Genomic DNA, 23,426 nt, shown 5'->3' with positions numbered 1-23,426 from the left:
ATGACTGCACGTGTGCTGATGTTTCAGGGAACCGGCTCGGATGTCGGCAAATCGCTGATGGTGGCTGGCCTTGCCCGCGCCTTCGTCAGGCGTGGCCTGTCCGTCATGCCGTTCAAGCCGCAGAACATGTCGAACAATGCGGCGGTCACCGCCGATGGCGGCGAGATCGGTCGCGCGCAGGCGCTGCAGGCGCGGGCAGCAGGCGTTTCGCTGTCGGTTCACATGAACCCGGTGCTTTTAAAGCCGCAGAGCGAAACCGGCGCACAGGTCGTCGTACAGGGTAAAATTGTCGGCAATGCCAAAGCTGCCGATTATCAGCACATGAAAGCCGGGCTGATGCCGCGTGTGCTGGAGAGCTTCGAGCACCTGAAACAACAGGCCGATCTGGTGCTGGTGGAAGGGGCGGGAAGTGCTTCCGAAATCAACCTCCGCGCCAACGACATCGCCAATATGGGTTTTGCCCGCGCCGCAGATGCTCCCGTGATTCTGATCGGCGATATCGACCGGGGCGGGGTCATCGCCAGCCTCGTGGGCACAAAAACCGTTCTCGAACGCGATGATGCCGCGATGATAGAGGGCTTCATCGTGAACCGCTTTCGCGGTGACCCTACGCTGTTTTCAGACGGCATGCGGATGATCGCGGAAAAGACCGGCTGGGCGTCCATCGGGCTATTGCCGCATTTTTCCGATGCTGCGAAATTGCCGGCGGAGGACGCCCTTGGGCTTACCGGCCCGGCGCAACAAAAGCCCGGCGCGAAAATCCGCATTGCGGTGCCGATCCTGCCGCATATCTCCAATTTCGACGATCTGGATCCGCTCGACATGGAGCCGGATGTGGAACTGATCCGAGTGCGGCAGGGCGAGACCATTCCCGCCGATTGCCGGCTGGTTCTGCTCTGCGGTTCGAAATCCACCATAGCTGATCTCGCCGTGCTGAAAAATGCAGGCCTCGACATCGACATCAAGGCACATGTGCGCCGCGGCGGTTATGTTCTCGGTCTCTGCGGCGGATACCAGATGCTTGGAAAAACCGTTGCCGACCCTGACGGCATCGAAGGACCACCAATGACGGTCGATGGGTTGGGCCTGCTGGATGTGACGACGGTTTTGACGGGCGACAAGAGGCTCGTTTCTGTCCAGGGACAGAGTTTCGACGGAATTCCCTTATCCGGCTATGAAATGCATGTTGGCGAAACGACGGGTGCTGCGGGCAACCTGCCATTTTCGACTATTGACGGGCATGCCGATGGCGCAATTTCGCCCGATGGCCGCATCCTAGGCACCTATATCCACGGCCTGTTTGCGGATGACCGCCAACGCGGGGCGTGGCTTGAGCGCCTTGGTGGGCAGGGCACGCAACTGAACTATGATGCGCAGGTAGATGCCGTTCTTGATCGCCTGGCGGCCCATATGGAGAACCACCTCGATCTCGACAGACTGCTTTCTATAGCGCGATAAGGATTGCCAGCAATCCGAACAGCGCGATCAGCAAGAAGTCTGCGATCCTCGCCAGCCTTAGCGCTGTGCGAATATCGCCAGCAACCAGTGTCGCTCTTCCGCCTTCGCCCATGAAACGAGCCTCGATCATCTGCCCGCCATAGGAGCGCGGCCCGGCCAGCGCAAAGCCCAGTGCCCCGGCCAATGCCGCCTCCGGCCAGCCGGCATTGGGAGAGCGGTGATGCCGCGCATCGCGGCGTATCGCGGCAATTGCCCCTTTCGGTGATGCACCCTTCACGAAAAACGCGGCGACCACGAAAAGACCGCCGCTCAGTCTCGATGCCGGCAAATTGACCAGATCGTCCAGCCGGGCCGACGCACAACCAAAGGCCTCATGGCGTGGCGAGCGATGACCGATCATGCTGTCGGCCGTGTTGATTGCCTTATAACCCGCACCGCCTGGCAGCCCCAGAAGACCAAGCCAGAGGGAAGGGGCGACAATGCCGTCAGAGAAATTTTCAGCCAGGCTTTCAATCGCCGCCCGGCAGATTGCCGCCTCATCCAGCGCCTGCGGATCGCGCCCGACGATCATGGAGACAGCTTTGCGCCCGCCGTCAATCCCCTCGCGTTCCAGCGCAATGGCGACGGCCTCCACATGCTGTTCCAGACTTTTTTGGGCCGGAAGTGACGCCCCAAGCACCGCAACAAGCAACAGACCAAGGGGCAATAAAAGCAGAACCGATTGCACTAACCATGCAACAAGCACCGTCAGCGCCAGAAAAACGGAAAGCGCCACGACGCCTGCCGCCTTGCGCTGCGAAAATGAAGCACTCTCCCGGTTCCATTTTTTGTCCAGCAGCGCGATAAGCGAACCGATCCAGGTGACGGGATGACCGATGCGTTTGAACAGCCAGTCCGGATATCCAGTCAGGCGTTCGATCAAGAGCGACAGAAAAGCGAGAGCGAAGAACATGGGCGATAAGGTACCGGAAAAAGCGCAGGCTGCGATCCGTCACGGCGGCAATCTCGGCAAGGCGCGCCTGATGTTTCCTGAAGCGCCGGAACCGTGGATCGACCTGTCGACCGGGATCAATCCGCACTCCTACCCGCATTCTCCCGTTCCCGCCAGCGCATTTGCCCGCCTGCCGGAGCCTGACGCGGCCGAAGAATTGAAAAGGCTGGCCGTCGCCTCTTTCGGCGCACCATCAGCCGGGCATGTGGCTCTGTCCCCCGGCACCCAGATGCTGATGCCATTGCTGGCTCAGCTGGCACTCGAACGCGGAGCGAAAAGCGGAGCCGTGCTCTCCCCCGCTTATGCCGAACATGCCCGAACCGCGCGCATGGCCGGACTGACCGTGACCGAGGTAGACCATATCAGTGGTCTGTCAGCTTACGACTATGCGGTGGTGGTCAATCCCAACAACCCCGATGGTCGCATCACGGATCGAGAAGCTTTGTTGTCGCTGGCCGAGGCGATGCGCCGCAAAGGCGGCCTGCTCGTCGTAGACGAGGCCTTTATCGAGACAGGACATACGGAAAGTCTTGCAAATGTCGCAGGGCGCGACGCGCTGGTGGTACTGCGATCCTTCGGCAAGTTCTATGGCATGGCAGGGGTCCGGCTCGGTTTTGCGCTTGCGCATCCCGACATCGCTGCGGAACTGGAGGCAAGGCTTGGCCCCTGGGCAGTATCCGGGCCGGCGCTCAATATCGCGACGCAGGCTTTGGCGGATAGGGAATGGCAATCAGCCATGCGCCTCCGGCTTGCGGCAGAAGCACAGCGTATGAGTGAATTGCTGGAAAAAGTGGGCCTGAAGATTGCCGGCGGTACGCCCCTGTTTACCCTGGTGCGGGACCACCGGGCCAAAGAACTGTTCGATCACCTTGGCCGGCACGGCATTCTGGTGCGCATTTTTGATGAAAGGCCGAACGACATGCGTTTCGGCCTTCCCGGCGGCGAAGCGGAGTGGCAGCGCCTCACGGAAGCGCTGTTATCCTTCAATCATCCCTTGAACGTGTAGGTCGCAATAGAATCCGGCTTCATTTCAATGGAGAAACCGGGCAGCTTCGGCGGCATGTACGCGGCATTGCGAATATCGCAGGGTTCGATGAAATGCTCGTGCAGATGGTCGACATATTCGATCACGCGGCCTTCCTTGGTGCCGGAAACCACGAGATAGTCGATCATCGACAGATGCTGCACATATTCGCAAAGGCCGACGCCACCGGCATGCGGCCAGACCGGCAAATTGTATTTGGCAGCAATCAACAGAACCGCCAGCACCTCGTTGAGACCACCCATGCGGCAGCTGTCGATCTGCACGACGTCGATTGCACCTTCGGCGATGAACTGCTTGAACATGATACGGTTCTGGCACATTTCGCCGGTTGCCACCTTCACGGAGCCGATGGCTGCACGGATCTTGCGATGGCCGGCGACATCGTCCGGGCTGGTCGGCTCTTCAATGAAGAAGGGCTTGGCGAAGGCAAGTTGCTTGACCCATTCAATCGCCTGATCCACTTCCCACACCTGGTTGGCGTCGATCATCAGATAACGGTCGGGGCCGATCACCTCGCGGGCGATGGTGAGGCGGCGGATATCGTCTTCGAGATCACGGCCAACCTTCATCTTTACATGGTTGAAACCGGCATCGATCGCTTCCTGGCAAAGACGGCGCAGCTTGGCGTCGTCATAACCGAGCCAGCCGGCTGATGTGGTGTAGCAGGCGTAGCCTTCGTTCTTCAGCGTCTCGATACGTTCCTTTTTGCCGCTTTCGGCTTTTTTGAGGATCGCAAGTGCATCGTCCTTCGTCAGCACGTCAGTCAGATAACGGTAATCGACGATATCGGCGATTTCTTCCGGGCTCATATCGGCAACAAGCTGCCAGACCGGCTTTCCCGCCTTTTTGGCCAGCAAATCCCAGACAGCATTGACGACAGCGCCGGTGGCGAGATGCATCGCGCCCTTGTCCGGGCCGATCCAGCGCAGCTGGCTATCACCAGTCAGGTGGCGCCAGTATTTGCCGGGGTTCTCGGTGACCGTCGCCAGATCGGTTCCCACCACCAGATGGCGCATCGCCTTGATGGCCATGCAGCAAATCTCATTACCGCGGCCAATGGTGAAGGTCAGCCCGTGGCCTTTCAGTTCCGGTTCATCGGTGTCGAGAATGACGTAAGCCGCCGAATAATCCGGGTCGGGGTTCATCGCATCCGAACCATCAAGGCTCTGGGAGGTCGGAAAACGCAGGTCGAAAACTCGCAGATCAGTAATTTTGGTCATGGCCGTTCACTCGCGGTCAGTGTCAAAGGAAATCGTTCAGTCGTGATGGAAGGTTTCTTCCATCATTGCCCACCACTCGCCTTCCTTGCGGCTTTCGAGTGGTTGCTGGCAGGGAATGGTGAAAGACCACCATTCCTGGTTCTTTGGGCTTGCCGCCATCTTCGCCATATCGGCGCTGAAATCGGTGCCGTGATATTCCCAATATCCGAACAGCAGATTTTCCGGTTCGCGCAGGAAGATCGTGTAGTTGCGGATGTTGCAATCGCTGATGAGCGCCAGAATTTCGGGCCAGACGGCGGCGTGCAGTCTTCTATATTCCGCAATCATGTCCGGTTTGACGCCGATGACCATTCCCATGCGCTGCATACAAAACTCCGTTATTGCTTGATGGTGGCGAGCGCCGCACGCAGTTTCCGCTGCGGCACGTTCAACCCCAGACGTTCCGCCGCAGCGATGACCGGGACAAAACGACGGCGTTTTTTTTCATCGTGATTGCCTGAAATGTCCGCGAGCCGGTGGGCGAGAAAGGGGTTCAGGAAACGCTCCCGCACCGCACGGATATAGGCTTGCGCTTCTTCTCCCATGCCTTCTGCGGCAAAGACCGGCAGAACCTCGTCCCGCCAGAGCGTTTCCAGATCTCCCGAAAGCGCATCGTCGGCCATTGCCTGCCGCACCGTCTCGTCTTTCTCACGGGCATCCCGCAACCATCGCTCCGCCAGATAGGAATGGCCAAGATTGAGCAGGAACAGCTTCAGCTTTTCATAGCGGTCGAGATCATCAGTCAGCACCACCGCAGGGTGGGTGCAGGGCAGAACAAGGCCCTCCTGCTTCTCGATTGCCCAAAGCGCATAGGGCTCGGCAACTGCGCCAACCGGATCGATCGGCTCGGAAACGATGCGGTCTACAAGGCTGTTGGCAAAACGGCATTTCTCATTCAGGTAGAAGCCGAAACCCGCTGGCAGCTGCCATTCGTCGGCAAGCTGGCGAACAACCTCTTTCAACCGGTCGCCGTTGCGCGGAACAAGCTCGCAAGGAAAGATCGATACAGGGGCTTCCGGATTGGTCTGAAAACGTTCCAGCAGCAACAGGCAGAGCTTTGCAGGAAAACTCTTTGGTACAAGCGTGAAGTCGTCGGCAAGACCCGGCCCGTCGAACGAATCCAGCTCATAACCGCGGTCACCCGTATTGGACAGAATGACCCCTGCCCCGCAGGCGATGCGCCGCACCTCGGCCCAGTCGGCCGCCGCCGTCAGCGCGCGCGCGACAGCCTTACCTGGAATTTCCTCATCCACCTCTTGCCCATCGCGAATGCCGCGAATGCGCACCGGATAGGGCGTGCCATCGTTCAATGCTGCCACACGCTTCAGGCTCTCCGCATTGCCGGTCGTCTGGACGATTGCGATGCGCCCGAGGGCCTCGCCTTTTTCCAGCGCCTGCGAAATGAACAAATCCGCATGCGCCAGAAGAAAGCGGCTGGTACCGAATTGCAGGATGGGTGTGTCGGTCGTCATGCGACCTCCACCATGCCCTTGATGACTCCGGCTTTCGGATCGGTCAGCCCGGCGAATTTGGAAGGCACCTCGGCAAGTGTCATGCGGTGAGTGATGAGTGCCTCCGGTACCTTGCCTTCCCGCAGCGCCTGCAACACCCGCTCGAAATCCTCCGGCGTGGCGTTGCGGCTGCCGAGCAGCGTGGTTTCGCGCTTGTGAAACTCCGGATCGTTGAAGGAGATGTCGCTGGCAACGATGGAAACCAGTACATAGGAACCGCCGTGGCCGACGAAGGAAAAGCCACGCTCCATGGCTTTAGGATTACCGGTCGCATCAAAAACGGCATCGAAGAAATCACCGCCGGTGATATCCGACAGGCGATCCTTGTCGCCCTCGCCAAGCGTCACCGTATGGGCAACGCCGAGATGGTCCTTGCAGAAATCCAGCCGGTCGGTGCGCCCGTCAATCATCGTCACCTCACCGCCATCGAGAACGGCGAAAACCGCAACCGCCATGCCGATCGGACCGGCGCCGACGATCAGGACCTTCTGACCCTTTTCCACCGACCCACGACGCACGGCATGCGCGCCAATCGCCAGAAATTCGGTCATTGCCGCCTGATCGAGGCTCAATCCCTCCGCCTTCAGCACGAATTGCTGCGGAACGCTCAGATATTCGACCATGCCGCCATCGCGATGAACGCCAAGCACACCGATGTTGCGGCAGCAATTGCTCTTTCCTTTGCGGCAGGCGCTGCACTCACCACAGGAAATATAGGGTATGACGGTAACGACATCGCCCGCCGAAAGACGGCTGCCTTCCGGCGCCTCTTCCACCGTGCCGGAAAGCTCGTGGCCCATGATGCGCGGATAAGAAAGATAAGGCTGATTACCGGTGAAAATATGCAGGTCCGTGCCGCAGACACCAATGCGACGAATACGCACCAGCACTTCACCTTCGCCACGGGCGGGCTTTGGTAGTTCCTTGGGGACAAGTTGACCGGGGGTCTCGCAGAAAATCGCCAGCATGCATCACCTGTTGGGAAGGGAATAAAAACGAACGGCGTTGCCGCCAAAGACGGCCGCATGGTCGTGCTCAGGCACGATTTCGCGGCAGAAGTCCAGCCATTCCTGATAGTCGCCAGCCAGCCGCAATACCGGCCAGTCGCTGCCGAAGATCACGCGTTCGCCGCCGAACAGTTCCAAAATGGTTTCGGCATAGGGCCTGACGGCTTCCGGTCTCTGCTCGCCACGCTCGGTCAACAGGCCGGACAGCTTGCAATGGAGGTTGGGAAGGGCCGCCAAAGCTGCCATGTCCCTGCGCCAGTCGCCATATTGGCCCGTGGCGATAAGCGGCTTCGCCCCGTGATCGATGACAACAGGCAATTGCGGATGGCGGCGCGCGAAGGCGAGAAGATGCGACAGATGCGGCGGCAGGACCAGCGCATCGAACACCAGTGCATGTTTCACCAGCGCATCCACAGCGGCATCGAGCGCGGGATCGTCGATCCAGCTCACATCTTCCATGCCTTGCAGCATCGGCCGTACGCCCTTGAAGGCCGGATGTTTTGCCCGCCGGGAGATTTCCGCCGCAGCATCCACGGACTTCATGTCCACCCAGCCGACAACGCCCTTGATGAAATCGGTGCTGCCAGCCAGATGGAGCATGAAATCCGTATCGGCCGCACTTTCCATCGTCTGCACCAGCACCGTTCCGGAAACTCCGGCCTTTGCCAGCAGAGGAGACAGATCCTGCGGAAGAAAATCCCGGTAGATGGCAGCCAGAGACGGTGGCGGCCATTGCCCGGCACGATCCTTCATCAGCCAGAAATGCTGGTGGGCATCGATGATCATCGCTTCAGGCCTTTGTGCCAGGCACAGGTGCGCCTTCGGAAATCAGGCCACGCTTTTGCAGCTCCGACCAGAATTCGTCCGGAACAACCTGTTCGAACCATTCGATGTTTGCGGCAAGTTGCTGCGCATTGCGCGCGCCGGATACGACCGTGACCGAAGCCGGATGCCCGAGCGGAAACTGCAGCGCAGCCGCCTGCAATGAAACACCAACGTCGTCACAAACGCCCTGAAGCGCATTCACCCGCGTGATGATGTCGGCAGGCGCATCGGCATAGTTGAATTTGCGGTTGCCTGCCAGAATGCCTGAATTGAAAGCACCGGCGACCACGATCGCAACACCGGTTTCCGCGCAGCGGTTCATGAAGGCAAGGCTCTGCTGCTCCAGAAGCGTATAACGGCCGGCAAGCATGGCAACGTCGATGTCGAAAACATCCATGGCGTCGCCGACGATTTCCCACTCGTTCACGCCGAGGCCGATAGCACCCGTCGACCCTTCCTCGCGCAGCTTGCCGAGTGCCCGGAAGCCGCCGCCGGTGGTCAGCTGCTCCCAGTAGTGCTGGTGCTTTTCGCCATGCGTGAAAGAGCCGATATCGTGCACATAGAGAATATCCGGCTTCAGAACGCCGAGCCGCTGCTGGCTCGCTTCGAAGGAGCGTAGAATACCGTCATAGGAATAATCATAGACCGGGCGGAAAGGCAGCGGCGCAATATAGGCGTCCTCTTCCGGGCCCACAGTTTCATCAGGAACCATGACGCGACCGACCTTGGTGGAGAGGGTGTATTCGCTTCGGTCATGCTCCGTCACCATGGTTCCAAGACGACGCTCCGAACGCGTGTAACCGTAAAAAGGTGCGGTATCGAAATAGCGAATGCCGCTTTCCCATGCCTTGTCAAACGCGCCTTTGGATTCCTCGTAGGGCGTAACGCGGTAGAGATTACCCATCTGCGCGCAACCAAGACCCATGATCGTGACTTCAACGGCACGGCGCGGCAATTTACGTGTATCGGAGACTTTCATCGCAAGGGCTTCCTGAATTTTTCGGTAGAGCGGATGTTGAAAACCGTATGCGGTATTGACTGAAATCCCGCTTCTGAAATTTGTGATGCGCGCCGCTCAAAGAGCGGCGCGCCGTCATGCGTTAATAAAGAACGTTCTTGGCTTCCGGCTTCTCGATATTGTCCTTGGTGACAACAACAACGCCGGTGTCGACGAACTTTTCGACCTTTTCCTTGCTGATGAGCTTGGAAACGGTCTGGATGCCCTTTTCGCCCATCTGATACGAACCCTGAACGACGATGCCGGCCAGCGTGCCGTCCTTGACGAAGCCCTGAAGGTCCTGGTTACCGTCAAAGCCGATGCCGACAACCTTGCCTGCCTTACCGGCCTGGGCGAGCGCGCGGCCTACACCGATTGCGGTGGGTTCGTTGGCGCCGAAGATGCCCTTGAGATCGGAATTGGCGGCCAGAACGTCGGTTGTCTGGTTCAGCGCCGTCGCCATCTGCGACTGCGAATAGAACGGACCTACGATCTTGAGGTTGGAATGCATCTGGATATAGTCGGTGAAACCGCCAACGCGTCCGATTTCCGAACCGGCACCGGCGACGTAGGACATCACGGCGATCTTGCCTTCCTTGCCAACCTTGTCGATCAGCGCCTGAGCAGCCAGTTCGCCGGCTTTCTTGTTATCGGTCGCCAGGAAGGACTGATAATATTGCTCGGAACCCTTGGCGAGCTGTGAGTCGATCAGAACCACGGGAATGCGGGCTTCCCAGGCTTTCTTGACAGCCGGAACCAGCGCATCAGGATCGGAAGGAGCAAGAACGATACCCGAAACCTTACGGTTTACAGCGTTTTCAACCATGTTGACCTGATCGGCGATGGCCGATTCAGAAGCCGGACCCTGGAAGGTCATGGTGTTGCCGGCAGAGTCCTTCATCGCCGCATCGGCGCCCTTCTGAACGTTCTGCCAGAAGGTGGAGTTGACGGTCTTGACGATGACGGCGATTTCGCCGGCCTGCACGGTGGAGACGCTCCACAGCGCGATTGCGGATGTCAGAAGGGCGGTCGTAAGCTTGTTCATTTCTTCCTCCGTGATGTCGGCATACCGGGCCTCCCGTGCCGATCTTGTTTGCGGATAGGGTCCGCAGCCCTGTATCAGCGACGGTTGCGCAGCTGGTCGATCCAGACGGTGACCAGAATGACAAGACCGATGATGATCTGTTGCGTGAAGGCGGACACGCCATTCATATTGAGACCGTTGCGCAGGATGCCTATGACGAAGGCACCGATTGCCGTGCCTGAAATCGTACCCACGCCGCCGATGAGCGATGTGCCGCCGATAACGGCGCTGGCAATGGCGTCCAGCTCATACATCACGCCCTCATTCGGCTGGGCTGTGACGAGGCGCGACATCAGCACGCAACCGGTCAACCCGGCGAGCGTACCGGACAGGATGTAGGTGAAATTGGTGACGCGTGCGACGTTTACCCCGGACAGACGCGCAGCATCCGCATTCGAACCGACGGCATAGATGTGACGGCCAAGGATGGAGCGGTTGAGCATGAAGGAAACAGCCAGCGCAATAACCACCATGAGGATGACGGGGTAGGGAATGCCCGGAAACACTACGTTCGGAAAACCGTCATCACCGATATTGACGATGCGGAAGAGGGCGCCGTTGCCGAGTTCACCGAAGGATTCGCCGAGGCCGGAAACCGCTCGCGCGCCGGTGATCTGCAGTGCCACGCCACGGGCGATCAACATCATGCCGAGTGTCGCGATAAACGGTGGCAGCTTGAAGCGCGTGACCATGAGGCCATTGATGAGACCGCAAAGCGACCCCGTCAGAATGCCAAGCAGCATGCCGACCGGCACCGGCATACCCAACTCCTTCACCGCAAGCGCGGCAACGACACCGGCCAGAGCAAGCACCGAACCAACGGAAAGATCGATGCCGCCGGTGATGATGACGCAGGTCGCACCAATGCCGAGAAGGGCGATGGAGGTCACCTGAAGCGCAATGGTCATGGCATTGTTGACGGAGAAGAAGGCGCTGCTGGTGGCGGAAAACACCATAACCAGCACAACGAGACTGCCAAGAGCCGCAAACTTCTGGATGATGTCCTTCTGGCGGTCGCTGAAAGCGAAGCTCTTCTTGGGTTCTGCAATATTAGCCATGTCGTTCCTCACTGCGCGGCCCGGCCGTAACCGGACGCGTACCGCATGATTTCTTCCTGATTGGTCTTGGCGGTCTCAAGCACGCCCGTGATCCGGCCCTGGTGGAAAACGGCGATACGATCCGTCAGTCCCAGAATTTCCGGCAGTTCCGAACTGATGAGAATGACGCCGATGCCCTGTGCAGCCAGCTCGTCCATGATCTTGTAGATCGCGAATTTTGCGCCGACATCGATGCCGCGCGTCGGCTCGTCGAAAAACAGCACGCGCGACTGCCGGAACAGCCATTTGCCAATGATGATTTTCTGCTGATTGCCACCTGAAAGCAGCCGCACCGTCTGTTCGATCGAAGGGGTACGGATGTTGAGGAGATCGACGTAACGTCTGGCGACATCGTCGTGCTTCTTGAAGTCGATCAGCCCGAAGCGGTTGGAGACCTCGCCGATATTGGCAAGCGTCGTATTGGCCGCAACCGACATCTTTATCGCAAGACCATCGCTTTTGCGGTCTTCGGACAGATAGGCGATACCCTCTTCGATGGCATCTCGCGGGGAACTGATGGAAAGCTCCCGCCCGTTGAAAACGACCTTGCCAGCATCCAGAGGATCGGCACCGAAGATCGCCCGTGCGACTTCCGTGCGACCCGCACCCATCAGTCCGGCAAAGCCGAGAATCTCACCGCGCCGCAGCGAGAAACCGACATCGTGGAACACACCCTTGCGCGTCAGCCCTTCCACAGAGAAAATAACATCATCCGTAGGGCGCGACGTGCGTTCCGGGAACTTCTCCTCCAGCGAACGCCCGACCATGCGCGTGACGATATCGTCAACGGTGATCGATGCAAAATCGTCGGTGGAAATATAACGCCCGTCCCGCAAAACCGTCACGCGGTCGACGATTTCGGCCATTTCATCGAGCCGGTGGGAAATATAGACGATGCCGACGCCAGAAGCCTTGAGATCGCGGATCACCTTGAACAATAGCCGCGTTTCCTGCTCGGTCAGCGAGGAGGTCGGCTCATCCATGATGAGGACTTCAGCATCCAGGGAAAGCGCCTTGGCAATTTCCACCATCTGACATTGAGCGACCGAGAGGCCTCGGACAATCTGGTCAGGGTCGATATCGACGCCCAGCCGATCGAGACAGCGCTTTGCATCAAGCCGCAGTTTCTTGCGGTCGACGAGGAAACCACGGCGCGGCTCGCGGGCGAGATAGATGTTCTCGGCAACGGAAAGATGCGGAACGAGGTTGAGTTCCTGATGGATGATGGCGATGCCGGCGGCTTCGGATTCCAGCGGCGATGCATATTGCACTTTGACGCCCTTGTGCAGGATGGTTCCGTCGCTTGGCTGGTAAACGCCGCTGATGATTTTCATCAGGGTGGATTTTCCGGCACCGTTTTCGCCGCAGACAGCGTGAACCTCGCCGCTGCGCAAGTCGAAATGCACATTCGACAACGCTTTGACGCCCGGAAATTCCTTGCTGATGTTTTCGAGACGCAGGAGGCCTGAACCAAGGCCGCGCGCCGTCTCCTCAGGCGAAAAATCGCCTCGAATTGTCGATGCGCCCTGCGACATCAAGAAACCTCCACCCGCGCTCCCCGCTCCACCGGGGGCAATAATGAGCCAAATGGTTAGGCCGCTTTTTTAAAATGGTCAAGCCAATTAGCCCAAAATTTGAATCCCGCGTCTGGTACATGCAAAATCATCTCAAAAGACTTCTTGAAATAACACTGTGAATTCATGTATTTAAGTAATTTCTTGCGTATTGATGCGCTTGGCGCTACGGTAAGGCCAAATTCAGATAACAGACAAGGTTCGTCAGAAAACACATGAATGGTCAGGCCAAAATAGCGGAACCACGCAGGCTTTATCAGCAGATTGCGGACCAGATACGCGAGCTGATCGATCTGGGAGAGTTTCTGCCTGGAACACGACTTCCCGCCGAACGGGAACTGGCACAGAAGCTCGGGGTTTCGAGACCATCACTGCGCGAGGCACTGATTGCGCTTGAAATCGACAACACCGTCGAAATCCGCATGGGTTCCGGTGTCTATGTGTCCACCGAGGCCCTTCAGACAACCCACAACACCAAATCCTTGGGCGACAGCCCCTCCGAACTGATGCAAGCGCGCGCAGCGCTGGAAGGCGCAACAATCGTACTGGCGGCGAGCCGCATGACCGATGAAACGATTGCAAACCTTCGCCAGATTCTCAACACGATGCAGCAGGAAATCGAGGCCGCGCGCAAACCTCTCGATCAGGACCGGCTTTTCCACGTCACCATTGCCGAACAATCCGGTAACAGCGTTCTGGCCCGGCTGGTGGCAAACCTCTTCGATGAGCGCCACAGCCCGATTTCGGCACAATTGCGTGTGAAATTTGAGGATCGCGATACCTGGACCCACGCCCTTCAGGAGCACGAGGCGATTTTGGCGGCCCTGGAGTTGAAAGATCCGCTGCTGGCGCAGGCGGCCATGCATACCCATCTGGAAGGTTCCAAGAGACGCTGGGTAGACGGCTGAATTCAAAACATAGCAGGCAATGTACCGGGGAGGAGAAAAACCCGTGAGTGAGAATTCCGAGGCAACCATTTTGCTGAACGCCAACGACAATGTCGCGGTGGCACGCCGGTCGATACCGGCCGGTGGTGCGACGGGCAGAGGCGATCTGACAGCCCGGGAGCTGATCGGACGCGGCCACAAGGTGGCCCTGACGTTTATCAGATCCGGAGACGAGGTCCTGAAATACGGACAGGTGATCGGCATCGCGACACAGGATATCGAGCCTGGCCGGCATGTGCATCTGCACAATCTCGCCATGGTGCCTTCCGAACACACGCATCAGTTCAGTGTCGATATCGAGGAAAAAGGCATGCTGCCCGAGGGCGAGCGCCGGACCTTCAAGGGTTTTGACCGGGGTCTCGGTGGCGTTGGCACACGCAACTACATCGGCGTCATCGCATCCGTGAACTGTTCCGCCACCGTGTCGCGTTACATCGCCGATTATTTTAACAAGCAGGGCGGCCTTGAAGGGTTCGACAATGTCGACGGCGTTGTGGCACTGACCCATGGCGGCGGCTGCGCGCTCAATACGAAATCGGAAGGTTATCGTCTTCTGATCCGCACCATTCAGGGTTATGCCCGCCACCCGAATTTCGGCGGTATTCTGCTGATCGGCCTCGGCTGTGAGACCAACCAGATCGCCCCCATCCTCGAACATTACAAGATGGAGGAGGGCGAACGGCTGCGCACCATGACGATCCAGCAGCACGGCGGCACACGAAAAACGATCGATGCCGCCATTGCCGAGATTAAGGCGATGCTGCCAATGGTCAATGCTGCCCAGCGCACTGAACAGCCGCTTTCGAAACTGAAGGTGGCGCTGGAATGTGGCGGTTCGGATGGTTACTCCGGAATATCGGCAAACCCGGCCCTGGGATATGCATCAGACCTCATCGTCCGCAACGGCGGTACAACGGTTCTTGCCGAAACGCCGGAGATTTACGGTGCTGAACACCTGCTGACGAAGCGTGCCGTCACGCCTGCTGTTGCCGAAAAGCTTTTGCAGCGCATCGACTGGTGGCGGGATTATACCGCTCGCAACGGCGATGAGCTGAACAACAACCCATCGCACGGCAACAAGCTTGGTGGACTGACCACCATTCTGGAAAAATCGCTGGGCGCAGTGGCCAAAGGTGGCTCCATGCCACTGAAAGCGGTCTACGAATTCGCGGAAACCGTTACTGAGCAGGGCTTCGTCTTCATGGATACGCCCGGTTACGATCCTGTTGCCGTCACCGGCCAGGTCGCCGGCGGCTGTAACGTCATCTGTTTCACCACCGGCCGCGGCTCCGTATCGGGATTCAAGCCGGCACCCTGCATCAAGATCGCCACCAATTCCGAAATGTATGAACACATGAAGGAAGACATGGACCTCAACTGCGGCGAGATCGTTACCGGCGCGGAAACCATCGAGGAATCCGGCAAACGAATTTTCGAGCACATTCTTGCAGTCGCTTCGGGAGACAAGACCGTCAGTGAGATTTACGACTACGGCGACAATGAATTTGTGCCGTGGCAGGTGGGCGCGGTTACCTGACCCGCTTCCAATATGTGCATCGGACTGTCCCACGTGAAACAAAAGGCCCGGAAATCACTTTCCGGGCCTTTTAAATTCTGTGCGCCGTTTCTGCTTAATGGCGGAAGTGACGCATGCCGGTAAAGACCATCGCCACATTGTGCTCATTGGCCGCATCGATCACGTCCTGGTCGCGCATGGAACCACCAGGCTGAATGACTGCGGTGGCACCTGCTGCAATAGCTGCAAGCAAACCATCGGCGAAGGGATAAAACGCTTCAGAAGCCACAGCAGAGCCGCGCGTCAGCGGCTCAGCAAGGCCGAGTGCCTTGGCCGCATCTTCCGCCTTCTGGGCGGCGATACGGGCGGAATCCACCCGGCTCATCTGTCCGGCGCCGATACCTGCCGTCTGGCCGTCCTTGGCATAGATCACCGCATTGGACTTCACGTGCTTGGCAATCTTGAAGGCGAACTTCATGTCTTCAAGTTCCTGAGGTGTCGGCACACGCTTGGTGACCACCTTCAGTTCCAGATCCTCCACCATGCCGTTGTCACGGCTCTGAACCAGAAGACCGCCGGAAACCGTCTTGGCCGTAATGCCGGCAGCGCGCGGATCTGGCAGGCCACCAGCTGCCAGCAGTCGCAGATTGGGCTTGCGGGCGATAATGGATTTTGCCTCTTCCGTCACATCGGGTGCAATGATGACTTCGGTAAAGAGCTTGACGATCTCTTCTGCCGTTTCCGCATCGAGCGTGCGGTTCAAGGCGATGACGCCGCCGAAGGCCGAAACGGAATCGCATGCCAGCGCGCGCCGGTAGGCTTCTGCAAGTGTTGGACCCGTCGCAACACCACAGGGGTTGGCGTGTTTGATGATCGCTACAGCCGGCGCATTCTCCGGCAGGAATTCCGCTACCAGCTCGTAGGCTGCATCCGTATCATTGATGTTGTTATAGGAAAGCTGCTTGCCCTGAAGAAGCGTCGCCGTGGAAACACCGGGGCGCTTTTCGCCGGTCAGGTAAAAACCGGCGCTCTGGTGCGGGTTCTCGCCGTAACGCATTTTTTCCTTCAGCGCACCGCCGATGGCACGGTAATCCGGCGTTTCGATAGCCAGCGCCTCAGCAAACCAGTTGGAAATCACCGCATCATAAGCCGCAGTGCGGGCATATGCCTTGGCGGCGAAGGTCTGGCGCAGCGCGTAGGAGGTTTGACCGTCATCGGCCTGCAGGGCTTCCACCAGCGCAGGGTAGTCGGACGGATCGGTGACAACAGTGACATAGGCGTGGTTCTTGGCCGAAGCGCGGATCATTGCCGGGCCGCCAATATCGATATTCTCGACCGTCGTGGGGTAGTCGCCACCCTTGGCGCGAACCTCCTCGAAGGGATAGAGATTGATGACGGAGAGATCGATCGCCTCGATACCGTGAGCCTTCATTGCCTCGACGTGATCAGCATCATCCCGGATAGCCAGAAGTCCACCATGCACGTTGGGATGCAGGGTCTTGACGCGACCATCCATGATTTCCGGGAAATTGGTCACATCAGAAACATCCGTTACCGGCAGTCCCGCGTCAGCGATGGCCTTTGCCGTGCCACCCGTCGACAGCAGCTTGACGCCAAGTTTGGACAGGACAGTTGCCAGCTCGATAATGTCCGTCTTGTCAGAAACGGAAAGAAGGGCTGTACGGATTTTGACTTTATCGGGAGCGGGGATTTTTTTGGAAACGACAGCCATCGGGCATACTCCGTTTAACGGGGAGGACAGGCTGGACTGGGATTGATCCAGCAATTGCCGCCGCGTTAACACAGCTTGCCATATTAATAAACAGCGGGGACGCGGAACGGCGAAAACTATGGCGGTTTTTGCCTGAAACCCGCCAGGAATCCTCTACGCCTTGCGTTCGATGATCCAGCGGATTTCCCGAGTGTTCGCCAGATTGAACGGCAGCTCGATCTGCTGCGAAGGCCGCATGCCGGATGCATCCGCCATAAAAACATCCTCGGTCACGAAAAGCTCCAGTCCCGGCGCAGAAAACAGCCAGGTGGTTCCATCCGCTGCCTCCAGATAAACCGACTCCTCGTCCTGTTGGTAAAGCTGGATGTGGGGATGGATATGGAACCGCGATACCGCCGATATGGATTGCAATTGCGCCTTCACCACATTCTCGTCGGCCCGAAGCAGATCACGGCCCTTTATCTTCGTACCGGCAACATTCAGCTCAATTTCCCGATCGTGATAGCAACCGAAATTCTGCAAATAACCGTCATGCGACGCCCACAGGACATCATTGCCATTTGCATCCGTTCCGCGGCGGCTCTCCACCTGACTGACACCGGAAACCATGATCGGCCCGAGCAGTCTCGAGCGGGATAGTCTGCAAGACGACGTGTCGGCGAGCGTGACCGTTGAATGGGCCGCCGTCGAGCGGCTCGCCCGCTGATATTCGGGTGCTGCGTTTTTCGGGAAGCCCGAATTGACGATGAACCGGCTCTTGCCACAGGACATCTCAAAGGACAGGCAGCCCGAATGGGCGTTACGCGAAAGCTCCGCGGAGCTGGGATGACCAGTATCGACGATGATGACCGTCTCATCGGTTGCAAGACGATGATAATTGACATCCGGCAGCATTTTGGACGGCCGGCCGGCTGTCTCATCATAACGAAGTACCGACACAAGTTCATTGGCAAGCGTGGCGGTGGCGCCATTGAACAGCGCCAGATCGCCGCCCTGGTGGCGGAAAAACCGGATGGCCGGAAACATCCTGTCAATCGCCGGCACCAGCCCCGAGGGCAGATCGTGACCGAGATTGATGTAACTTTGCCTAAGCGGCAAAAGATCGAGCAGCAAATCCAGCATGACCCGCGGATTGCGGGAAACATGCCCGCCATCTGGAAGAATCTGGCGTTCCATTTCCTGCGCCAGCTTCATTCCGTGCCGAGTAATATGGGACAGGCGGGTCGGCATGGCGATGGACGCTACGGCCAGCGCAATCCTGATCCGCAGCCTCGCTTCCCCATCCGGCGCATGTTTGACGATCCTGTCGAGATAACGCACGTGAAACGCAAGACTTTTCAGGAAACGACGATAAAAACCCGCATCGGCCTCATGTAAAACGACGGGAGAATGGGACAGCCAGGCAATCAGCCTCTGTGCCGCGATCTCCGGAGACCAGGCAATCCCCGCAACCCGCTTGCCGTGTATAGTCATCCATTCGGCGACGATACGGCGCGCCCGCTTGCTGGCCTCACTCGATCTATCGGAACGGATATGCCGCAGCCAGCCAAAGGCATGCAGCCGCTCTTCAAAAACCAGCGAGGGATAGTCCACCTGAAATGGCGATAGACCGCCGGTTTCGACGACGCGGCCGGCGAGCGCAATCCGGCCCCGCAGCAATTCCTCGGCAAAATATGGATCGATTGCCCTCAGATCAGTCGGCGCCGCCACCAGTCCATCGGGAACGCGATTGGCAAACCGGGATATGCGAAGGCGCAAAGGAGCGAGGCCCACACACAGATGACGATACGCCATCCGCGAGAGAAGACCGGCGGCATTGATGCTGCCTGCAAAGGACCCTGACAAGCTGTGTTTCCCGTTTCACATGTTTTGTTTTTATGAGTGAACCGTGATGATCGGAACGTATCGGCAATTATCCAATGATTCGCGGAAGCTTGGCTTTTTTCTACTTCTTACGCAAGACACTGCTAAAAAACCCGTCGATGCCGCCGAACATATCCGGCGTTGTACGAAGATCGCCTTCGGCAGTGACGGCGGCTTCCATTCCTGGCCAATCGTCCTTGCGAACGGCAACACGCTCGAAGTCCGGGTTTTCCGCCAGGACCTGTGCAATCATCGCTTCCCCTTCAGAGGGATCGAGCGAGCAATTGGAAAACACCACAATGCCGCCGGCTCCCACCAGCGTGAGCGCGTGTCGCAACATCTGGCCCTGAAGAGCGGCAAGCTTGGCAATATCATTCTCGTCCTTCGTCCAGCAGACATCGGGATGTTTACGCAACGTACCGGTAGACGAGCAGGGGGCATCCAGAAGAACGGCGTCGAAAAGCTGTTCCGGCTGGTACTTCAGCATATTGGCTTCAACGGTTTCGGCGTGAAGACCAAGCCGGTCGAGATTTTCCCTGAGGCGGCGAAGACGATTGCCGGACTGGTCCAGGGCAGTCACCTTCGCACCGGCAAGCGCGAGCTGGGCGGTCTTGCCGCCCGGAGCTGCACAGAGATCGGCAACACGTTTGCCGGAAATATCGCCCATCAGCTTCACAGGCATGCTGGCCGCGAGATCCTGAACCCACCAGGCACCCTCGGCAAAGCCTTCAAGCGAGGGAATCTGGCCTTCAAATTCACCGAGACGGACACTGCCATTCGGCAAAACCGTACCGCCCAGCTTTTCCGCCCAGACAGCCGGATCGGTCTTCACCGTGAGATCGATGGAAGAGGGCGTCAACTGCGCTTCGGAAATCCGTTTGGCAACCTCATCTCCGTAAGCCGAAACAAGCCGAGCGTAGAACCAGTCCGGCAGCACGGGCACATCCGCGATCGCCTTTTCGATTTCTGCTTTTTCCCGGCCCAATCGCCTGAGAACGGCATTCACCAGCTTGGCAAAACGCCTGTTGCGCGGATCGCGGTGTGCCTGTTCCACGGCAAGATCGACCGCAGAATGATCGGGGACATCAAGGTAAAGCACTTGCGCTGCGCCAACGACAAGGACGTGATGAAGCGACCGGGCGCCCTGCGGCAACGGTCCGTCAAGCAGCATCGACAAGGCGGCTTCGATACGCGGAAGGTGGCGAAGCGCGCTGTTGACGATCGCTCTCACCAGCGCCCGGTCCGCGAGGGATAGCGCGCGATAGACGGGATTGCCGTTTTCGCTGTCCAGCATACCGTCCAGCGAGGTTTTCTTTTCCAGAACGGCCGCCAGAATGCGGGTTGCGGCAACGCGTGCAGCAAGGCCGGGTTTATCCTGGAAAGACGAAGGGCCGTCTTCGCGGCCCCTTGCATGGTCCTGTCCCGGTTTTTTAGACCGCGACGGCTTATTTTGAGTATCGGATGTCAAGACCACGGTCCCTTGCGCTCGTTTTCTTTGCCTCGTCCCCAGCCCGTATTGGGAACGGAGCCTGATTTGCGCTGAGGTCTATCACCCGATGGCGCTGGCGTCGATCCTCGCGGGGAAAACTCCCGCGCCATGGCGTGAAGTGCCGCCACCCGGTTTTCCGTATTCGGATGCGTGGAAAACAGGTTGTCCATGCGCTCACCGGACAGGGGATTGATGATGAACATGTGCGCCGTCGCCGGGTTACGCTCCGCATCCTCATTATGAATGCTCTGCGCCATGCCCGAAATTTTCTGCAGTGCCGAAGCAAGCCAGAGCGGATTGCCGCAAATTTCCGCGCCCCGGCGGTCCGCAGAATATTCGCGGGTGCGGCTGATGGCCATCTGCACAAGCATCGCGGCGAGCGGCGCCACGATCATCGCAACAAGTACGCCGATAAAGCCCAGCGGATTATTGTTGTTTTCACGATTGCCACCAAAGAAAAACGCGAAGTTGCCGAGCATGGAGATGGCGCCTGCCAGCGTCGCGGTCACAGTCATCGTCAGCGTATCTCGGTTCTGCACATGGGCCAGCTCATGCGCCATGACACCAGCCACTTCTTCAGGGGTGAGGCGCTCCAGCAGGCCCGTCGAGGCGGCGACAGCGGCATTCTGCGGGTTTCTTCCCGTCGCGAAGGCGTTCGGCTGCGGGCTGTCATAAATATAAACCTTGGGCATCGGAAGATCGGCATTATGCGAGAGATCGCGGATCATGTGGAAAAATTCAGGCGCATTCGCCTCATCGATCTCGCGTGCACGATAGGCCGACAGGACCATCTTGTCCGAATTCCAGTAGGAGAAAAGATTCATACCAGCGGCAATAAGCAAGGCAATCATCATGCCGCCCTTACCGCCGATCAGAAAACCGACACCCATGAACAATGCCGTCATGAAGGCCAGAAGCATTGCCGTGCGCATCATGTTCATATGTCAAATTCTCCTTGTTACCACTCAGGAAATATTCCGGGGTTTATAAAGCCCATCTGTTTATATAATCTGGTGAACGGCAAACATATTTCAATATCCCGTCATAGGGAGGATTACTCATGCAGGATGCGGATAATGACAACGGCGCGGAAATGCTCAAGCGGCTTTCGCCGGCGGCGGAACGTGCGTTGAAGGAAGCGGAAGAACGGCGCAAACAACAGGCGGATCTTCAATTGCCGCAGGAAACCGGCGGTCGCGGCGGCGCGGAACCTGTTCGTTTCGGTGACTACGAAATAAACGGCCGCGCTATCGACTTTTGAGCACCACAGCATAAAAATACCCGCTAAACGCGGGTATTTTATCAATTAAAACAGATACTTGCTTATTTTTGCTCCAGAAGCCGGCATACGGCTTCCAGTTGCTCAAGCGTGCGGTATCCGATGCGGATTTGTCCCGATCCGCCTTTGTGGCTAATCTTCACGTCCAGACCGAGAGCATCCGACAGGCTGCGTTCAAGCGCGACCGTATCGGAATCCTTCTCAGCCGAAGGCCGCTTCTCCAAGACGTCACCCTGCGACTTTATGTCGTTTTGCGCCAGGCGCTCGGCATCACGCACCGAAAGACCCTTGGAAACGATAGTCCGAGCCAGACCTGACGGATCGGAAGTGGAAACAAGCGCGCGCGCATGGCCAGCGGAAAGCGAACCGTCCGCCAACATGTCCCGAACCGGATCGGGAAGTTTCAGAAGACGAAGGCTGTTTGCAACATGGCTTCGGCTCTTGCCGATGATTTCACCGAGGTCGTTCTGAGTGTAGCCATGTTCGGCGATCAACTGCTCATAGCCCATCGCTTCTTCAAGCGGATTGAGATCGGAACGCTGGACGTTCTCGACGATAGCCAGCTCCAGAGCCGTGCGGTCGTCTACATCCCGAACTATGACAGGAACGTCCGTAAAACCGGCCAGCTGTGCCGCGCGCCAGCGCCGTTCACCAGCGATTATCTCGTAACGGTTGACGCCAATCGTTCGCACGACCACAGGCTGAACAATCCCGTGCTGACGAATGGACGAGGCAAGATCCTGCAACTCATTTTCGTCAAAGTGACGACGTGGGTTTCTCTGGCTGCGAGCGATGAACTCGATCGGGATGGCGCGATCCGCACTAACGGCGCGCTGCGGTTCACCCACCGGCACAGGCTGATCCATTTCGCCGATCAACGCCGCAAGACCGCGTCCGAGTCGACGCTTGGAAAGATCATCACTCATAAGATATTACTCCATATAGTCCGGCAAAACGTCAGGCCGCCTTGCGCAGACGCTCTCTCTGGATCACTTCGGACGCCAATTGCAAATAAGCCTGGCTGCCAGCGCATTTCAGATCATAAAGAATTGCCGGTTTACCATAAGACGGCGCTTCGGAAACCCGAACATTGCGCGGAATGAGAGTGTGGTAAACCTTTTCTCCCAGATGCATCCGCACATCGGAAACCACCTGCTGCGCAAGATTATTGCGCGCATCGAACATCGTGAGAACGATACCCTGAATATCAAGCTGCGGATTGACGGAGCCGCGTATCTGGCTAACCGTATCCAGCAGCTGGCTGAGGCCTTCCAGCGCAAAGAACTCGCACTGCAACGGTACCAGCACCGAATGGGCGGCGGTCATGGCATTCATCGTCAAAAGATTAAAAGAGGGCGGGCAATCTACCAAAATATAGGAATAGTCTCTCGCTTCCTGCGTCTCCATGGCGGCACGCAAAAGAAAGACGCGGTTGGTAACATTCGCAACCTGCATCTCAAAGCCCAGAAGATCCATCGTCGACGGCACGATATCGAGGTTCGGAACTGCTGTCGGAACCGCAACTTCGGAAACGGTATGATCACCCACCAGAAGATCATAGGAAGAAAGCTTGCGCTCTTTGCGGTCGATTCCCAAACCTGTGCTGGCATTACCCTGCGGATCAAGATCAATGATCAGCACCCGCTCACCAATAGCCGCCAATGCAGTAGCCAGATTGATGGCCGTCGTTGTTTTGCCAACGCCACCCTTCTGGTTCGCGACTGCGATAATCCGGTTTTTTTCAGAAGTCAT

General features: G+C 58.0%; 21 protein-coding genes. 5 read left to right on the top strand and 16 right to left on the bottom strand.

The window, feature by feature from the left end; translation table 11 throughout:
• Positions 1–1,458, top strand: coding sequence for a cobyric acid synthase (locus J5276_RS00105; protein WP_112153930.1), 1,458 nt, complete (start codon positions 1–3; stop codon positions 1,456–1,458).
• Here the strand turns inward: J5276_RS00105 and cbiB are convergent.
• Positions 1,445–2,410 (bottom strand): adenosylcobinamide-phosphate synthase CbiB, encoded by a 966-nt coding sequence (gene cbiB / locus J5276_RS00100; RefSeq protein ID WP_065705079.1) that lies wholly within the window; start codon positions 2,408–2,410, stop codon positions 1,445–1,447. The genes J5276_RS00105 and cbiB overlap by 14 nt on opposite strands.
• Here cbiB and cobD point away from each other — a divergent pair.
• Complete coding sequence (gene cobD / locus J5276_RS00095; RefSeq protein ID WP_112153931.1) at positions 2,409–3,455, top strand: threonine-phosphate decarboxylase CobD; 1,047 nt, start codon at positions 2,409–2,411, stop codon at positions 3,453–3,455. The genes cbiB and cobD overlap by 2 nt on opposite strands.
• Here cobD and J5276_RS00090 read toward each other — a convergent pair.
• From J5276_RS00090 to J5276_RS00050, 9 genes are all read right to left on the bottom strand, one after another.
• Positions 3,437–4,714: an L-fuconate dehydratase gene (locus J5276_RS00090; protein ID WP_003516405.1), complete on the bottom strand. Its 1,278-nt coding sequence runs from the start codon at positions 4,712–4,714 to the stop codon at positions 3,437–3,439. The genes cobD and J5276_RS00090 overlap by 19 nt on opposite strands.
• A gap of 36 nt (positions 4,715–4,750) precedes the next feature.
• Positions 4,751–5,080 (bottom strand): L-rhamnose mutarotase, encoded by a 330-nt coding sequence (locus tag J5276_RS00085; protein ID WP_003516404.1) that lies wholly within the window; start codon positions 5,078–5,080, stop codon positions 4,751–4,753.
• A gap of 11 nt (positions 5,081–5,091) precedes the next feature.
• Positions 5,092–6,225 (bottom strand): mannitol dehydrogenase family protein, encoded by a 1,134-nt coding sequence (locus tag J5276_RS00080; RefSeq protein ID WP_111782525.1) that lies wholly within the window; start codon positions 6,223–6,225, stop codon positions 5,092–5,094.
• Entirely contained in the window at positions 6,222–7,232 is a 1,011-nt protein-coding gene (locus J5276_RS00075; protein WP_112153932.1) for a zinc-binding alcohol dehydrogenase family protein, read from the bottom strand. The genes J5276_RS00080 and J5276_RS00075 overlap by 4 nt, the downstream gene beginning before the upstream one ends.
• Before the next feature lie 3 nt (positions 7,233–7,235).
• Complete coding sequence (locus J5276_RS00070) at positions 7,236–8,057, bottom strand: amidohydrolase (RefSeq protein WP_112153933.1); 822 nt, start codon at positions 8,055–8,057, stop codon at positions 7,236–7,238.
• Between the two features lie 4 nt (positions 8,058–8,061).
• Entirely contained in the window at positions 8,062–9,075 is a 1,014-nt protein-coding gene (locus J5276_RS00065; RefSeq protein ID WP_112153934.1) for an aldo/keto reductase, read from the bottom strand.
• Positions 9,076–9,196: 121 nt separating this feature from the next.
• A complete protein-coding gene (locus tag J5276_RS00060) occupies positions 9,197–10,138 on the bottom strand; it encodes an ABC transporter substrate-binding protein (protein ID WP_003516397.1) in 942 nt (313 codons plus the stop codon).
• A gap of 74 nt (positions 10,139–10,212) precedes the next feature.
• Positions 10,213–11,235, bottom strand: coding sequence for an ABC transporter permease (locus J5276_RS00055; RefSeq protein ID WP_003516396.1), 1,023 nt, complete (start codon positions 11,233–11,235; stop codon positions 10,213–10,215).
• A gap of 8 nt (positions 11,236–11,243) precedes the next feature.
• The gene (locus tag J5276_RS00050; RefSeq protein WP_013637002.1) at positions 11,244–12,809 is read right to left on the bottom strand and encodes a sugar ABC transporter ATP-binding protein; all 1,566 of its coding nucleotides are present in this window, start codon (positions 12,807–12,809) and stop codon (positions 11,244–11,246) included.
• Positions 12,810–13,063: 254 nt separating this feature from the next.
• Between J5276_RS00050 and J5276_RS00045 the strand changes: the two genes are divergently transcribed.
• Positions 13,064–13,756, top strand: a complete 693-nt coding sequence (locus J5276_RS00045) for a FadR/GntR family transcriptional regulator (protein ID WP_013637003.1) — start codon at positions 13,064–13,066, stop codon at positions 13,754–13,756.
• Positions 13,757–13,799: 43 nt separating this feature from the next.
• Positions 13,800–15,332, top strand: a complete 1,533-nt coding sequence (locus J5276_RS00040) for a UxaA family hydrolase (protein WP_025594703.1) — start codon at positions 13,800–13,802, stop codon at positions 15,330–15,332.
• Between the two features lie 94 nt (positions 15,333–15,426).
• Here the strand turns inward: J5276_RS00040 and purH are convergent, their stop codons facing one another.
• The 4 genes from purH to htpX form a co-directional block, all read right to left on the bottom strand.
• A complete protein-coding gene (gene purH / locus J5276_RS00035; protein ID WP_013637005.1) occupies positions 15,427–17,043 on the bottom strand; it encodes a bifunctional phosphoribosylaminoimidazolecarboxamide formyltransferase/IMP cyclohydrolase in 1,617 nt (538 codons plus the stop codon).
• Positions 17,044–17,196: 153 nt separating this feature from the next.
• Positions 17,197–18,837, bottom strand: coding sequence for a heparinase II/III family protein (locus J5276_RS00030; protein ID WP_112153949.1), 1,641 nt, complete (start codon positions 18,835–18,837; stop codon positions 17,197–17,199).
• Positions 18,838–18,988: 151 nt separating this feature from the next.
• A complete protein-coding gene (locus tag J5276_RS00025) occupies positions 18,989–20,374 on the bottom strand; it encodes an RsmB/NOP family class I SAM-dependent RNA methyltransferase (RefSeq protein ID WP_111796788.1) in 1,386 nt (461 codons plus the stop codon).
• Positions 20,371–21,336 (bottom strand): zinc metalloprotease HtpX, encoded by a 966-nt coding sequence (gene htpX, locus J5276_RS00020; protein ID WP_111790444.1) that lies wholly within the window; start codon positions 21,334–21,336, stop codon positions 20,371–20,373. Before htpX ends, J5276_RS00025 begins: the two co-directional genes overlap by 4 nt.
• Positions 21,337–21,455: 119 nt before the next feature.
• On the opposite strand from htpX, the gene J5276_RS00015 reads away from it, so the two are divergent.
• Positions 21,456–21,656 (top strand): DUF1674 domain-containing protein, encoded by a 201-nt coding sequence (locus J5276_RS00015; RefSeq protein WP_003516384.1) that lies wholly within the window; start codon positions 21,456–21,458, stop codon positions 21,654–21,656.
• 62 nt (positions 21,657–21,718) lie between these two features.
• On the opposite strand, the gene J5276_RS00010 is transcribed toward J5276_RS00015, so the two are convergent.
• Both J5276_RS00010 and J5276_RS00005 read right to left on the bottom strand, forming a co-directional pair.
• Entirely contained in the window at positions 21,719–22,600 is an 882-nt protein-coding gene (locus J5276_RS00010) for a ParB/RepB/Spo0J family partition protein (RefSeq protein WP_013637009.1), read from the bottom strand.
• A 31-nt stretch (positions 22,601–22,631) separates the two neighbouring features.
• Positions 22,632–23,426: a ParA family protein gene (locus J5276_RS00005; RefSeq protein ID WP_112153935.1), complete on the bottom strand. Its 795-nt coding sequence runs from the start codon at positions 23,424–23,426 to the stop codon at positions 22,632–22,634.

Origin of the sequence: Agrobacterium sp. S7/73 (assembly GCF_019355535.1) — a bacterium.
Classification (GTDB): Bacteria; Pseudomonadota; Alphaproteobacteria; order Rhizobiales; family Rhizobiaceae; genus Agrobacterium; species Agrobacterium tumefaciens.
The sequence above is the reverse complement of the archived record's forward strand: the minus strand, read 5'-3'. Positions and strand labels throughout refer to the sequence as shown.

What these genes read in the sequence shown, in the direction of transcription:
- J5276_RS00105 (WP_112153930.1), top strand. Translation starts at nt 1, where the DNA reads ATGACTGCACGTGTGCTGATGTTTCAGGGAACCGGCTCGGATGTCGGC.
- cobD (WP_112153931.1), top strand. Translation starts at nt 2,409, where the DNA reads ATGGGCGATAAGGTACCGGAAAAAGCGCAGGCTGCGATCCGTCACGGC.
- cbiB (WP_065705079.1), bottom strand. Translation starts at nt 2,410, where the DNA reads ATGTTCTTCGCTCTCGCTTTTCTGTCGCTCTTGATCGAACGCCTGACT.
- J5276_RS00090 (WP_003516405.1), bottom strand. Translation starts at nt 4,714, where the DNA reads ATGACCAAAATTACTGATCTGCGAGTTTTCGACCTGCGTTTTCCGACC.
- J5276_RS00085 (WP_003516404.1), bottom strand. Translation starts at nt 5,080, where the DNA reads ATGCAGCGCATGGGAATGGTCATCGGCGTCAAACCGGACATGATTGCG.
- J5276_RS00080 (WP_111782525.1), bottom strand. Translation starts at nt 6,225, where the DNA reads ATGACGACCGACACACCCATCCTGCAATTCGGTACCAGCCGCTTTCTT.
- J5276_RS00075 (WP_112153932.1), bottom strand. Translation starts at nt 7,232, where the DNA reads ATGCTGGCGATTTTCTGCGAGACCCCCGGTCAACTTGTCCCCAAGGAA.
- J5276_RS00070 (WP_112153933.1), bottom strand. Translation starts at nt 8,057, where the DNA reads ATGATCATCGATGCCCACCAGCATTTCTGGCTGATGAAGGATCGTGCC.
- J5276_RS00065 (WP_112153934.1), bottom strand. Translation starts at nt 9,075, where the DNA reads ATGAAAGTCTCCGATACACGTAAATTGCCGCGCCGTGCCGTTGAAGTC.
- J5276_RS00060 (WP_003516397.1), bottom strand. Translation starts at nt 10,138, where the DNA reads ATGAACAAGCTTACGACCGCCCTTCTGACATCCGCAATCGCGCTGTGG.
- J5276_RS00055 (WP_003516396.1), bottom strand. Translation starts at nt 11,235, where the DNA reads ATGGCTAATATTGCAGAACCCAAGAAGAGCTTCGCTTTCAGCGACCGC.
- J5276_RS00050 (WP_013637002.1), bottom strand. Translation starts at nt 12,809, where the DNA reads ATGTCGCAGGGCGCATCGACAATTCGAGGCGATTTTTCGCCTGAGGAG.
- J5276_RS00045 (WP_013637003.1), top strand. Translation starts at nt 13,064, where the DNA reads ATGAATGGTCAGGCCAAAATAGCGGAACCACGCAGGCTTTATCAGCAG.
- purH (WP_013637005.1), bottom strand. Translation starts at nt 17,043, where the DNA reads ATGGCTGTCGTTTCCAAAAAAATCCCCGCTCCCGATAAAGTCAAAATC.
- J5276_RS00030 (WP_112153949.1), bottom strand. Translation starts at nt 18,837, where the DNA reads ATGGCGTATCGTCATCTGTGTGTGGGCCTCGCTCCTTTGCGCCTTCGC.
- htpX (WP_111790444.1), bottom strand. Translation starts at nt 21,336, where the DNA reads ATGAACATGATGCGCACGGCAATGCTTCTGGCCTTCATGACGGCATTG.
- J5276_RS00015 (WP_003516384.1), top strand. Translation starts at nt 21,456, where the DNA reads ATGCAGGATGCGGATAATGACAACGGCGCGGAAATGCTCAAGCGGCTT.
- J5276_RS00010 (WP_013637009.1), bottom strand. Translation starts at nt 22,600, where the DNA reads ATGAGTGATGATCTTTCCAAGCGTCGACTCGGACGCGGTCTTGCGGCG.
- J5276_RS00005 (WP_112153935.1), bottom strand. Translation starts at nt 23,426, where the DNA reads ATGACTTCTGAAAAAAACCGGATTATCGCAGTCGCGAACCAGAAGGGT.